9 protein-coding genes are annotated in these 13,090 nt (G+C 72.4%); 3 read left to right on the top strand and 6 right to left on the bottom strand.

Going from position 1 to position 13,090, the window contains the following annotated elements; translation table 11 throughout:
• Positions 1–47: 47 nt before the first annotated feature.
• Both AAH979_RS25015 and ileS read right to left on the bottom strand, forming a co-directional pair.
• Positions 48–734 (bottom strand): lysophospholipid acyltransferase family protein, encoded by a 687-nt coding sequence (locus AAH979_RS25015; protein ID WP_346260568.1) that lies wholly within the window; start codon positions 732–734, stop codon positions 48–50.
• Between the two features lie 129 nt (positions 735–863).
• Entirely contained in the window at positions 864–4,037 is a 3,174-nt protein-coding gene (gene ileS, locus AAH979_RS25010; protein WP_346260567.1) for an isoleucine--tRNA ligase, read from the bottom strand.
• 364 nt (positions 4,038–4,401) lie between these two features.
• Here ileS and AAH979_RS25005 point away from each other — a divergent pair, with 364 nt between their 5' ends.
• Positions 4,402–5,181 (top strand): hypothetical protein, encoded by a 780-nt coding sequence (locus tag AAH979_RS25005; RefSeq protein WP_346260566.1) that lies wholly within the window; start codon positions 4,402–4,404, stop codon positions 5,179–5,181.
• A gap of 112 nt (positions 5,182–5,293) precedes the next feature.
• On the opposite strand, the gene ndk is transcribed toward AAH979_RS25005, so the two are convergent.
• The gene (ndk, locus tag AAH979_RS25000) at positions 5,294–5,719 is read right to left on the bottom strand and encodes a nucleoside-diphosphate kinase (RefSeq protein ID WP_346260565.1); all 426 of its coding nucleotides are present in this window, start codon (positions 5,717–5,719) and stop codon (positions 5,294–5,296) included.
• Positions 5,720–5,913: 194 nt separating this feature from the next.
• Here ndk and AAH979_RS24995 point away from each other — a divergent pair, with 194 nt between their 5' ends.
• The gene (locus tag AAH979_RS24995; RefSeq protein WP_346260564.1) at positions 5,914–7,581 is read left to right on the top strand and encodes a VOC family protein; all 1,668 of its coding nucleotides are present in this window, start codon (positions 5,914–5,916) and stop codon (positions 7,579–7,581) included.
• A gap of 14 nt (positions 7,582–7,595) precedes the next feature.
• Here the strand turns inward: AAH979_RS24995 and AAH979_RS24990 are convergent, their stop codons facing one another.
• The 3 genes from AAH979_RS24990 to AAH979_RS24980 form a co-directional block, all read right to left on the bottom strand.
• Positions 7,596–8,084, bottom strand: a complete 489-nt coding sequence (locus tag AAH979_RS24990; protein WP_346260563.1) for a DUF4233 domain-containing protein — start codon at positions 8,082–8,084, stop codon at positions 7,596–7,598.
• Positions 8,081–9,352 (bottom strand): folylpolyglutamate synthase/dihydrofolate synthase family protein, encoded by a 1,272-nt coding sequence (locus AAH979_RS24985; protein WP_346260669.1) that lies wholly within the window; start codon positions 9,350–9,352, stop codon positions 8,081–8,083. Before AAH979_RS24985 ends, AAH979_RS24990 begins: the two co-directional genes overlap by 4 nt.
• Before the next feature lie 287 nt (positions 9,353–9,639).
• The gene (locus tag AAH979_RS24980; protein WP_346260562.1) at positions 9,640–12,282 is read right to left on the bottom strand and encodes a valine--tRNA ligase; all 2,643 of its coding nucleotides are present in this window, start codon (positions 12,280–12,282) and stop codon (positions 9,640–9,642) included.
• A 69-nt stretch (positions 12,283–12,351) separates the two neighbouring features.
• Here AAH979_RS24980 and AAH979_RS24975 point away from each other — a divergent pair, with 69 nt between their 5' ends.
• Positions 12,352–13,083 carry a hypothetical protein gene (locus AAH979_RS24975; protein ID WP_346260561.1) on the top strand — a complete coding sequence of 244 codons (732 nt, stop codon included), beginning with the start codon at positions 12,352–12,354 and terminating at the stop codon, positions 13,081–13,083.
• Positions 13,084–13,090: the final 7 nt, after the last annotated feature.

The following is a 13,090-nucleotide window of genomic DNA, read 5'->3' as shown; positions in this document are numbered from 1 at the left end:
GCTGCCATGGACGGCGAGCGGTCGCGGACGGCACGGCGGCCGGCTGCCTACGAACCGCCGTTCTCGGCCCCGTTGCGGGCCGGCGCGTACCGGGGCACGTACTCCTGCCCGGTCAGCTTCTGGATCTCCGTCATGATCTCGTCGGTGATCTGCCGCAGCGAGGTCCGGTCCGTCGGGCGGCCGACGAAGTCCATCGGCTTGCCGAACCGGACGGTCACCTTGCCGGTGCCGAGCCGGGGCAGCCGGGCCCCGATCGGCTGCACCCGCTCGGTGCCGATCATCCCGACCGGGATCACCGGCACCTCGGCGGCCAGCGCCAGCCGAGCCACCCCGGTACGCCCCCGGTAGAGCCGCCCGTCCGGTGACCGGGTGCCCTCCGGATAGATTGCCACCAGGTCACCGGCGCGCAGCACCGGGATCGCCCCGTCGAACGCGGAGAGTGCCGCCCGGCCGCCGGCCCGTTCCACCCGGATCGCGCCGAGCCCGCTGATCACGGAGCGGGTGACCCAGCCCCGCAGCCCGGTGCCGGTGAAGTATTCGGACTTGGCCCAGAAGGCGAGGTGCCGGGGCACCACCGAGCCGAGGAACAGCTCGTCGGCGACCGAGAGGTGGTTGCCCGCGAAGATCGCGCCGCCGGTCGCGGGGACGTTCTCCAGGCCCTCCACGGTCGGACGCCAGGCAACCCGCATCGCGGTGCCGACGGTGTACTGGCCGATGGTGTAGAGCAGCGGCACGGGACCTCCGGCGGTCAGGGTAGTCGGGCGCTGTCACGTTAACCGACGCCCGACCGGTCCGCGTAGGTGACCGTCGCGATCACCCACCCGGACCGGGTCGGGCGGCACCCGGCGACGCACCGGGAATCCTCAGCGGCGGCGTACCGCCACCGTCACCCGGCCGCCCTCGCCGACCTCACCGGCGAATCCGTCGACCTGATCGGCGAAGTCGACGGAGTCAGCCTGGTCGGCAAAGCCGATCGAGTCGGCCAGCACCTCCCGGGCCACGAAGTCCCGGTACGCCTCGACCGCCGCGGCCACCTCCGCCGGAGCGGCGAGCAGCACGTCGATCCGGTCCGACACGTCCAGCCCCGCGTCCCGGCGGGCCTGCTGCACCACCCGTACGACGTCCCGGGCCAGCCCCTCCGCGGCGAGTTCCGGGGTGACGGCGGTGTCCAGCACCACCACGCCCTCCCCACCGGGCAGCGGTGCGGAGTGCTCGGCGTCGGCGGGGACCAGCTTCAGCTCGTACTCGCCCGGCTCCAGCCGCACCCCGGCCGCTTCCGGTACCCCGTCCACCAGCGCCCAGTCGCCGGACTTCACCGCCTTGATCACGGTCTGCACCTGCTTACCGACCCGGGGGCCGAGCGCCCGGGGCACCACCGTGAGCACCTGCTCGCAGTAGCTGGCCAGCTCGTCGCTGAAGGTGACCGCCTTGACGTTCACCTCGTCCGCCACCAGGTCGGCGAAGGGCCGCAGGGCGGCCGCCGCCGGGGTGGCCACGGTCAGCGACGGCAGCGGCAGCCGGACCCGCAGGCCCTTCGCCTTGCGCAGCGACAGCGCCGCCGAGGCGACGTTCCGGATGGCGTCCATCGCGGCGACCAGCTCGTGGTCGGCCGGGAACTCGGCGGCGTCCGGCCAGTCGGTCAGGTGCACCGACCGCTCCCCGGTCAGCCCCCGCCAGACCTCCTCGGCGGTCAGCGGGGCCAGCGGGGCCAGCACCCGGCTCACCGTCTCCAGCACCGTGTAGAGGGTGTCGAAGGCATCCCGGTCACCGGACCAGAACCGGTCCCGGGACCGCCGGACGTACCAGTTGGTCAGCGCGTCCAGGAAGGACCGGACCGTGCCGCAGGCGCCGGAGATGTCGTAGACGTCGAGCTGCCCCTGCACCGCCTCGACCAGTTCCCGGGTCTTGGCCAGCACGTAGCGGTCGAGCAGGTGCGTCGAGTCGGTACGCCGGACCGCCGAGTATCCCTCCGCGTTCGCGTAGAGCGAGAAGAAGTACCAGACGTTCCAGTACGGCAGCAGCACCTGGCGTACCGAGTCCCGGATCGTCGTCTCGCTGACCACCACGTCGCCGCCGCGCAGCACCGGCGAGGACATCAGCGTCCAGCGCATCGCGTCCGAGCCGTAGCTGTCGAACATCTCGTAGACGTCCGGATAGTTGCGCAGGCTCTTGGACATCTTGCGCCCGTCCGAGCCGAGCACGATGCCGTGTACCACGGCGTTGCGGAACGCCGGCCGGTCGAAGAGCGCGGTCGCCAGCACGTGCATGGTGTAGAACCAGCCCCGCACCTGCGGGACGTACTCGACGATGAAGTCACCCGGGTAGTGGTGCTCGAACCACTCCCGGTTCTCGAACGGGTAGTGCACCTGGGCGAACGGCATCGAACCGGACTCGAACCAGCAGTCCAGCACCTCCGGCACCCGGCGCATGGTGGAGCGCCCGGTCGGGTCGTCCGGGTTGGGCCGGGTCAGCTCGTCGATGCCGGGCCGGTGCAGGTCGGTGACCTTGACCCCGAAGTCGGCCTCCAGTTCGGCGAGCGAGCCGTAGACGTCGACCCGCGGGTACTGCGGGTCGTCCGACTTCCAGACCGGGATCGGCGAGCCCCAGAACCGGTTGCGGCTGATCGACCAGTCCCGGGCGTTCGCCAGCCACTTGCCGAACGAGCCGTCCTTGACGTGCCCGGGCGTCCAGTCGATCTGCTGGTTCAGCTCCAGCATCCGGTCCTTGACCTTGGTCACCGCCACGAACCAGGAGGAGACCGCCTTGTAGACCAGCGGGGTGTCGCAGCGCCAGCAGTGCGGGTACGCGTGGGTGTAGGTGTCCTGCCGGAGCACCACCCCGCGCTCCTTCAGCTCCCGGATCACCGGCTTGTTGACGTCGAAGACCTGCTCGCCCTGGTACGGCGGGACCAGCGCGGTGAACCGGGTGTGGTCGTCCACGGTCACCACGGTCGGGATGCCGGCCGCGTTGCAGGCCTTCTGGTCGTCCTCGCCGAAGGCCGGGGCCAGGTGCACCACCCCGGTGCCGTCCTCGGTGGTGACGAACTCCGCACCGAGCACCTGGTAGGCGTTCGGCCCGCCCTGGCTGACCAGGAAGTCGTAGAGCGGGGTGTAGCGGCGGCCGACCAGGTCCCGGCCGTACACGGTGCCGACCTGGGTGTAGCCGTCCAGCTCCTTCGCGTACGCCCCGAGGCGGGCGGCGCCGACGACGTAGCGCTGGCCGTCCCGCTCCAGCACCGCGTACTCGATGTCCGGGCCGACCGCGAGCGCGAGATTCGACGGCAGCGTCCACGGCGTGGTGGTCCAGACCCCGACCCGGACCGGCCCGCGCAGCGGTTCCGGGGCGGACCCGTCCGGGGTCAACTCGAACCAGACGGTCAGGGTCGGGTCGTGCCGGTCCCGGTAGACGTCGTCCATCCGGGTCTCGGTGTTCGACAGCGGGGTCTCGCAGCGCCAGCAGTACGCCAGCACGCTGAACCCCTCGTAGACCAGCCCCTTGTCGTGGAGCTGGCGGAACGCCCACATGACGCTCTCCATGTAGCTGAGGTCGAGCGTCTTGTAGTCGTTGCCGAAGTCGACCCACCGGGCCTGCCGGTTGACGTACCGCTCCCAGTCGCGGGTGTAGGCCAGCACCGAGGTCCGGCAGGCGTCGTTGAACCGCCCCACGCCGAGGTCGAGGATCTCCGCCTTGGTGGTGATGCCGAGCTGCTTCTCCGCCTCCACCTCGGCCGGCAGGCCGTGGCAGTCCCAGCCGAAGCGTCGCTCCACCCGCCGGCCGCGCATCGTCTGGTATCTCGGTACCAGGTCCTTGACGTAGCCGGTCAGCAGGTGGCCGTAGTGCGGCAGCCCGTTGGCGAACGGCGGGCCGTCGTAGAAGACGTACTCGTTGGCGCCGTTCGGCCCGGGATCGCGGGCCTCGACGCTGGCCTCGAAGGTCTTGTCGGCCACCCAGTGGTCGAGCACGCGCTGCTCGACCGCCGGCAGCTCCGGACTGGCCGGCACGCCCGTGCCGGCGGGGGCGTTCTTCGGGTACGCCATCGCGGGTCGCTCTCCTCGTCGCAGCTCACTGACCGTGGTCTGCGAGGACGAGCCCTGGTAACGCCGGAAGCCGGCGCGCCCGTGGGCCCGCGGTACCACCCCGCTTGGCGGTCGGTGATCGACCACCCGCTCGTTGGCCGGCTGTGACGGGCCGGTCCCGTCCGGTTCTACTGGGGTGTTTCCACCTGTTCTTCCGGAGGCTCGCCGGTGATGGCCGGGTCGACGCCTGTGCCCGTCAACGATACTCGACCCCCGCGCCGCCCCCCACCCGATATCCCGGGCGGCGCACCGTCCCGCCCGAGCGGGACCCCGCGGCCCGGGCCTGCCGGGTTAACCTGCCCCGACAATGCGGATGGGGGCGGATATGCGTACGGCACCGCTGCTGGCCGGCGTGACGGCGCTGCTCGCCCTCACCGCCTGTACCCCGCAACCGGCCCGGCCGGCCCCACCGACTCCACCGCCGGCCTCGACGGTGCCGCCCAGCGTCGCGCCCGGGCCGCCCTTCCAGCCCGAGGCGGTGCTCGCGGCCCTGGCGACGGCGGTCCAGCCCCGGGGCAGCGTCCCGCCGCCGGAGCTGCTCGCCGAGGAGGAACTCGGCTCGGTGGAAATCACTCCGTGTCGGCTGTTCACCGCCGAGGCCCGTCCCGGGGAGTCGTTCACGCCGCCAGAACCGATCTTCGCCGGGTCGCTCGAGGTCAATCCGACCGCCTCGTTCGCTGGGGTCCAGCAGCCGACCACGGTGATGGAGGTCACGGTGACCGGGTTCGCCAGCGCGGCAACGGCAGAGCGGGTCGCCGCTCGGGCCCGCTCGGTCCGCTGTACCCCGGAGTTCGTCCTCAGCTACACCACCACCGAGGCCCGCCGCGCCGCCACCGTGGTGCGGGTCGGCGCCCGTCCGGCCCGGCTCACCACGGGTACGGTGCCCGGCCCCCACCCTGGGCAGCAGTTGGGCTTCATGCCCGGCGAGGCCCATCTGCTCCTCGCGCACGGTCCGCTGCTGCTCACCGTCGGGGTACTCAAGCTCGGGCCGGGCAGCAGCGGCCCGGCGGTGACCGCGTTGGCCCGGCAGACCGCGTTCGAGGTCACCACGGCCGCGCTCGGGGCACTTCCACTGACCGCCACACCCGCCAACAGCCCCTCCTGAGCGGCCGCCGCGACCGACTCCACCCCGGCCGGCGACCGACTCGCTCCGGCCGGCAGCGCCGGCAGGCCCAGCTCGGCCGCGGCGACCGCGAGCGCCCGGCCCGCCATCCGGGTCAGGTCAACTCGGGGAACCAGAGCGCGATCTCCCGGCGGGCGGTCTCGACCGAGTCGGCCGCGTGCACCAGGTTCTCCCGGGACGAGCAGGCCAGGTCGCCACGGATCGTGCCGGGGACCGCCCGGCGCCCGTCGGTCGCGCCGACCAGGCCGCGGACCATCTCGACCACGCCGGAGCCGGAGAGCACCAACGCGACCAGCGGGCCGGAGGTCATGAACTCCCGCAGCGCCGGATAGAACGGCTCCGCCACCTGCTCCGCGTAGTGCAGGTCGGCAAGCCGGTCGTCCATCCGGCGCAGCAGCATCGCGTCGATGCCGAGGCCCTTGCGCTCGAACCGGCCGAGGATCTCGCTGACCAGCCTCCGCCGCACCGCGTCAGGCTTGATCAATACGAGGGTACGCTCGGTGGAACCGCTGCTGACCACGGACACCCCTCGGTACGGCCGGAGAGCTGGGCACCGCCAGGGTATGTCGGCGCCGCCCGGCCGCGACGCCGGAGGTCAGCACGTTCGGCCAGCTCACGGCCGACCGATCCGGCGGCGAGGGCCGCACACCGGCCCCGGGTCGTTCCATTCCCGCCAGATCCGGCCTAGCCTGGCCTTAACCAGGGAGGTCCACTGTGGCAGATGGTCGTCGCCGCCAGGTCGCGCCGGTGCGCAAGCTGGTCGCCGCTGTGCTGGGCACCTTCGCCACCTTCGTCATCCTGTTCGGCTTCGGGATGCGCAGTTGGGCGATCGCCGTACTCGGGGTGGCGCTGCTCGCCCTGGCCATCGCGCTCGTCGCGTTCACCGCCGTACGCAGCGGCCCCCGGGCCTGGGTGACCGGCATCGGGCACGTGCACAGCGTCACCGAGCCGCCCGCCTCGTCGACCTTCGGCCGGTGTGAACTCCAGATCGTGATCGACGCGCCGGGGGTTCCGGGCCGCTCGGTGCGGATCCGCGACCCCCGGGTACCGGTGTCGAAGTGGCCGGATCCCGGCGCCACCCTGCCGATCATGGTCGCGATCGACGACCAGCGGCACGTCCGGATCCTCTGGGACGAGGTGCTGACCCACGCCGAGGCGGCGGCGAGCGGCGATCTGCCGCCGGAGTTCCACGATTTCGACCAGGGCGACGACGACATCCTGATCGAGCAGGAGGCGCCGCCGTGGGCGCGGGGCGGACGGGACGACCCGTACTCCGCCGCACCGCCCGGCGGCGGGCCGGCCGCCGAGGACCTGACCGAGGACGATCTCGCCCCGCTCCGGGACGACCTGGAGCCGCGCCGGGACGACCGGGGTACGCCCCGCGAGGAGCCGGTGGTGATGCGGCAGACCCCCGGCGGGACGATCGTGCTGGAGGGGACCCTGGTCGACCCGCCGTCCACCGCGCCACTGCCCCGCCGCCCCCGGCCGACCCCCGGTCCGGGCGCCCGGAACCGCCGGCCCCGCCCGGCCCCGGCCGCCGCACCGGTCGCCGACGTGCCGCCGGCGCCGCGCTCACCCGAGCCGGACGTGCCTGCGACCGGGACCGGTGTCGACGGCACCGGGCCGGATACTCCGCCGATCCCGGAGGCCCGGTCCGCTGGCAGCCCGCCGAGCGGCCCGGCACCGACCGAACCGGACCCGGAGTCGCCCCGAACCACCCCCGAGCCCACGGCGGCGGACTCCGGCCGGTCGGCCACCGCCGCCGGTGGCCCCGGTACCGGCGACACCGGCCCGGCCGACACCTCGCACGACGAGATCGACATACCGCTGGACGATCCCGATCCGGATCTCGACCCGGATCTCGATGCCGACGCGGACCCTGACCTGGACCTCGACCCGCGGGCCGGCGCATCGGCGGCCGACGACCTCGCGGTCGCCTCGGACGACGAGGCGATCCTGGCCGACCTGATCGCCACCCAGCCGCCGGCCCGGCTCGGCGGGTCCGGCCCGATCGCCGGGGTCGGGATCACCCTGCTGGTCACCGACCTCGAGCGGTCGATCGCCTTCTACCGGGACCTGCTCGGCTTCTTCGAGATCGACGGCGGCGAGGGTAACGCCATCCTCGCCTCCGGGGCGACCCGGCTGGTGCTGCGGGCGATCCGCGAGGTAGCCCCGATCAACCGGCGGCTGGTCCACCTCAATCTCGAGGTGAACGACGTGACCGCGTTCTACGAGGAACTCCTTGCCAAGGGCGTGAAGTTCACCTACGCACCCCGGGCGGTCAACCGGGGCGCCAAACTCGAACTCTGGGCCGCCGCGTTCCGGGACCCGGACGGGCACGGGATCGCCCTCACCCAATGGCGGAGCCGGGCCACCGGCTGAGCCGGCGGGCCGGGTCAGCCGAGGATGACCCGGCGGACGTGCAGCACGTACGCCCAGACGCCGACGAAGATCAGCCCCAGCGCGCCGAGTGACCAGTGCAGGAAGCCGGCGAGCAGCAACAGCCCCTGCAGGACGGTGGCGGCGTGCCAGGCCCACGGCCGGCGTAGGCAGCCGGCCAGTACGACCGCCAGCACCGCGAGCCCGACGACCACCCCGATCGCGCTGCCGCCCAGCTCGCCGCCGAGCAGTCGGATCGGCTGGATCGCGAGCAGCAGCACCAGCGTCTCGACGCTCAGCGTGAGGGCGCCGAGGCCGCGTACTGCCCGGTCCGGGTCCCGCAGTCCGGACGGACGGCCGCCAGGCGTACCCGTCGGGCCGCCGTGCCCGGCGGAGCTGGCCGGGCCGGCCGGCCCGCCATCCTCGACCCGGCCCGACGGCTCCGCGGACCCGGTGGGCGGCCCGGTACGGCCAGCCGGCTTTGCCGCCTCGTCCGGGGCGCTCATCGCTTCAACAGCCGTCGCGCGTCGGCCACGGTGACCACCGAGCCGGTGACCAGCACACCCACCCCGCTCAACTCCCCCTGCACGTCGGACTCGGCCAGCGCCACGGCGGCCTCGATCGCGTCCGGCAGATCCGGAGCCACCTCGACCCGGTCCGGCCCGAAGACCTCGACCGCGAGTTCACCAAGTGCCGCGGCCGGCATCGCCCGGGGCGAGCTGTTCCCGGTCACCACGATCGCGTCGACCACTGGTTCGAGCAGTTCGAGCAGACTTCCCGCGTCCTTGTCCTCGAGTACGCCGACCAGCGCGATCAGCCGGCTGAACGCGAACTCCTCCTGGAGCGCGGTGACGGTGGCCGCCATGCCGTGCGGGTTGTGCGCCCCGTCCAGCAGGATCGTCGGGGCGGACCGGACCCGCTCCAGCCGGCCGGGTGAGTCGGCGGTGGCGAAGCCCTGACGGACGGTCTCGACGTCGAGCTGGCGGGACGCGCCCGCGCCGAGGAACGCCTCGACGGCGGCGAGCGCGATCGCGGCGTTCTGCGCCTGGTGTGCCCCGTGCAGGGGTACGAAGACGTTGTCGTAGACCCCGCCGAGGCCCTGCAACGAGAGCACCTGGCCGCCGACCGCCATGCTCCGGCGCAGTACGCCGAACTCGCCGCCCTCTCGCGCGATGGTGGCGCCGACCTCGGCGCAGCGCTCCAGGATCGGTTCGGCGGCCTCCTCCGGCTGGACTGCCGAGATCACCGTCGCGCCCTTGTGGATGATCCCCGCCTTCGCCAGCGCGATGTCTCCGATGGTGTCGCCGAGCCACTCGGTGTGGTCGAGCCCGATCGGGGTGATCACCGCGATTCCGGCACTCAGCACGTTGGTGGAGTCCTCCGCACCACCGAGCCCGACCTCGACCACCGCCACGTCGACCGGAGCGTCGGCAAAGGTGGCGAAGGCGAGCGCCGTGGTCATGTCGAAGTACGTCAGCGGCTCGTCGGCGCGCTCGTCGACGAGCCGGGCCAGCGGCGCCACCTCGCGGTAGACCGATACGAAGCGTTCCTCGCCGATCGGCTCGCCGTCCAGGCTGATCCGCTCCCGCACGGTCTCCAGGTGCGGGCTGGTGTACCGCCCGGTGTGCAACCCGAAGGCCCGGAGCAGCGAGTCGATCATCCGGGCCGTCGACGTCTTGCCGTTGGTGCCGGTCAGATGGATCGCCGGGTACGCCCGCTGCGGGCTGCCGAGCACGTCGAGCAGTTCCTCGATCCGCCCGAGGTCGAAGACCATCCGGGTGTAGCCGCGGCTGGACAGTTCCGCCTCGACCTGGGCGAACTCGGCCGCCCGCTCCGCGCGCTCACTCACCGCGACCCTCGCCCCGCACCGTACGCCCCCCGCCCGTTACGCCGAACCGCCGCAACCCCGACCCCCGAAGTCTCGACCGCCGCGATCCTGACCGCCGCGACCCTGACCGCCGTACACCGTCGATCCGCACCCGCACACCCGCTATCCGCGCCCGCTCGATCCGCACCCGCAGTCGCCCCACTCGTCCGCTCCCGGCCCGCACCCGTTGCCGGTCAGCCCAGCGCCGCCAGGGCACTGGCGATCCGTTCCAGGTCCGCCTCGGCCGCCGCCAGCCGGTCCCTGATCTTGTCGACCACCGGGGCCGGCGCCTTGTCGAGGAAGGCCGGGTTGTCGAGCTTCGCCCGGGCCTGACCGATCTCCTTCTCGGCCGCCGCCCGGTCCTTGGTCAGCCGGGCCCGCTCGGCGGCGACGTCGATCGAACCCCGGGTGTCCAGGGCCACCGTCACCGCGCCGGAGACGGCGAGGGTGGCACTGGCCCGGAAGTCCGGGGCCGCCTCGTCCAGCCGGACCAGCGAACGGATCAGCGGCTCGTGCGCGGCGATGCCGGCTCCGGCGAGCCCGTCGAGCCGGGCCGCCACCCGCTGCGCCGGGCGCAGCCCCTGGTCGGAACGGAACCGGCGGATTTCGGTGACCACCCGCTGGAGTTCGGTCACCTCGCGCTCCGCCGCCTCGTCGCGCAGCGCCGGCACGGCCACCGGCCAGGCGGCGGTCATCACCGACGGCCCAGCCGGGTCGGAGCTGGCGTTCTCGGTACCGGCCAGCGCGGTCCAGAGCTCGTCGGTGACGAACGGCACCACCGGGTGCAGCAGCCGCAGCAGCCGGTCGAGCACGTGTCCGAGCACCCGGCGGGTGACCTCGGCCGGCTCGCCACCGGCGGCCAGCACCGGCTTGGCCAGCTCGACGTACCAGTCGCAGACGTCGTCCCAGGCGAAGTGGTAGAGCACGTCGCAGACCTTGGCGAACTCGTACGCCTCGAACTGCTCATCCACCTCGGCGGTGACCTGCTGCAACCGGGAGAGGATCCACCGGTCCACGGTCGACAGGCGGGCCGGCTCCGGCAGCTCGCCGGCCACGTGCGCGCCGTTCATCAGGGCGAACCGGGTGGCGTTCCAGAGTTTGTTGCAGAAGTTGCGGGAGCCCTGGCACCACTCGTCGCTGACCGGCACGTCCTGGCCGGGGTTCGCGCCCCGGGCCAGGGTGAACCGGGTGGCATCGGCGCCGTACCGCTCGATCCAGTCCAGCGGGTCGACCACGTTGCCGAAGGACTTCGACATCTTCTTGCCGTACTGGTCGCGCACCATGCCGTGCAGGGCGATCACGTCGAACGGCTGCCGGCCGTCCATCGCGTACAGGCCGAACATCATCATCCGGGCGACCCAGAAGAACAGGATGTCGTAGCCGGTCACCAGCACACTGGTCGGATAGAACTTCGCCAGGTCGGGTGTCTGCTCCGGCCAGCCGAGCGTGGAGAACGGCCAGAGCGCGCTGGAGAACCAGGTGTCCAGCACGTCGAGATCCTGGTGCCAGCCCTCGCCGGTCGGCGGTTCCTCGTCCGGGCCGACACAGCGCACCTCGCCGTCCGGGCCGTACCAGACCGGGATCCGGTGCCCCCACCAGAGCTGCCGGGAGATGCACCAGTCGTGCATGTTGTCGACCCACCCGAAGTACCGCTTGGCCATGTCGGCGGGCTCGATCTTGACCCGGCCGTCCCGCACCGCGTCGCCGGCCGCCCGGGCCAGCGGTCCGGTGTTGACGAACCACTGCAACGACAGTCGCGGCTCCACCGTCGTACGGCACCGCGAGCAGTGCCCCACCGCGTGCACGTACGGCCGCTTCTCGGCGACGATCCGGCCCTGCTCGCGCAGCGCGGCGACGATCGCCGGCCGGGCCTCGAACCGGTCGAGTCCCTCGAACGGGCCGGGCGCGGTGATCACGCCCCGCTCGTCCATCACCGTCAGGGACGGCAGGTCGTGCCGCTGGCCGATCTCGAAGTCGTTCGGGTCGTGTGCCGGGGTCACCTTGACCATGCCGGTGCCGAAGCTCGGGTCGACGTGCTCGTCACCGACGATCGGGATGCGCCGCCCGGTCAGCGGCAGCTCGACCTCGGTGCCGATCAGGTGCTTGTACCGCTCGTCGTCCGGGTGCACCGCGACGGCGGTGTCGCCGAGCATGGTCTCGGCCCGGGTGGTGGCGACCACCACGTCGTCGCTGTACCGGATCGAGACGAGTTCACCGTCGTCGTCGGTGTGTTCCACCTCGATGTCGGACAGGGCGGTGAGGCAGCGCGGGCACCAGTTGATGATCCGCTCCGCGCGGTAGATCAGGCCGTCGTCGTAGAGCTTCTTGAAGATCGTCTGTACCGCCCGGGACAGCCCCTCGTCCATCGTGAAGCGCTCGCGGTCCCAGTCCACGGAGTCGCCGAGCCGGCGCATCTGGCCGAGGATCTTGCCACCCGACTCGGCCTTCCACTGCCAGACCCGCTCGACGAACTTCTCCCGACCCAGGTCGTGCCGGGACAGCCCCTCGCCGGCGAGCTGGCGTTCGACCAGGTTCTGGGTGGCGATGCCGGCGTGGTCCATGCCGGGCAGCCAGAGCGCCTCGTAGCCCTGCATCCGCCGCCGCCGGGTGAGCGCGTCCATCAGGGTGTGCTCGAAGGCGTGGCCCATGTGCAGTGACCCGGTCACGTTCGGTGGCGGGATGACGATGGTGAACGGGGGCTTGTCGCTGTCAGCCGAGGCCCGGAAACGCCCGGCCGCTACCCACTCCTCGTACCGCCGACCTTCTACCTCGCCCGGCTGGTACTGGGCGGAAAGGGTCGGGGCCGGGGCGCGGTTCGCATCCAGAGTCTCGGTCACCCTCGAAGTCTACGAGCCTGCGCGCCAGGCCCGTCGTGCGCCACCTCCCGGTCGCGTACGGTGGCGGCTATGTCCGATGCCCCCCGCACCGATCGGCATGGCACGGCCGATTCCGGCGCCATCGAGATCACGTCGGAGCCGATCGTGCTGGACCACTCGGTCGGCCGGGACTCCGAGGCGGTCGACATCACTCCGGCGCTCGATGCCGAGCCGGGCGCCGCCGGGCCGGCTGGCAAGCCGTCGTCCCGACGCCGGAGAGTCGTCCTCGGCTCGGTGCTCGCAGTCACCCTTGCCGGAGCCGCCGTCTTCGGCAGCGCGAGCTGGCGGATCCTGCAGCAGAAGGATGCCACCCTCGCCACTCCGGTCGAGGTCGCCGGTCTCACCCGGGACGAGAGCGAGGGTGCCCGGGCAACCATCGAATACCTCCGCACCGCCGTCAACGCCGAGATCAACTTCGCCGAGAGCTTCGGCGCCGTCTACACCGATCCGGCCGGCCCAGACCGCAGCGTCCTGCTCTTCGGCGGTACGACCCTCGTCTGGCAGCCCGAACGGGATCTGGACCGCCTTTTCGACCTGGCTTCCGAGGAGGACAGCCCGGTCGCCGACATCCGCGAGGTGGATGCCGGTGCGCTCGGCGGAGTGATGAAGTGCGGTACTGCCCCGATCCGGGACGGGGAGCTCGTCTTCTGCGGCTGGGCCGACCACGGCAGCATCGCGATGGGCATGTTCGCGGGCCGTTCCCTCGACGAGTCCGCGGCGTTGCTCCGCGATATCCGGGACACCGTCCAGAGCCGGGACTGATCTGCTG

The organism is Plantactinospora sp. ZYX-F-223, from assembly GCF_039649625.1.
In the GTDB taxonomy this organism is placed as follows: domain Bacteria; phylum Actinomycetota; class Actinomycetes; order Mycobacteriales; family Micromonosporaceae; genus Plantactinospora.
This window is presented reverse-complemented; position numbering and strand designations above follow the sequence as displayed.

What these genes read in the sequence shown, in the direction of transcription:
- ileS (WP_346260567.1), bottom strand. Translation starts at nt 4,037, where the DNA reads ATGGCGTACCCGAAGAACGCCCCCGCCGGCACGGGCGTGCCGGCCAGT.
- AAH979_RS25005 (WP_346260566.1), top strand. Translation starts at nt 4,402, where the DNA reads ATGCGTACGGCACCGCTGCTGGCCGGCGTGACGGCGCTGCTCGCCCTC.
- AAH979_RS24990 (WP_346260563.1), bottom strand. Translation starts at nt 8,084, where the DNA reads ATGAGCGCCCCGGACGAGGCGGCAAAGCCGGCTGGCCGTACCGGGCCG.
- AAH979_RS24985 (WP_346260669.1), bottom strand. Translation starts at nt 9,352, where the DNA reads ATGGTCTTCGACCTCGGGCGGATCGAGGAACTGCTCGACGTGCTCGGC.
- AAH979_RS24975 (WP_346260561.1), top strand. Translation starts at nt 12,352, where the DNA reads ATGTCCGATGCCCCCCGCACCGATCGGCATGGCACGGCCGATTCCGGC.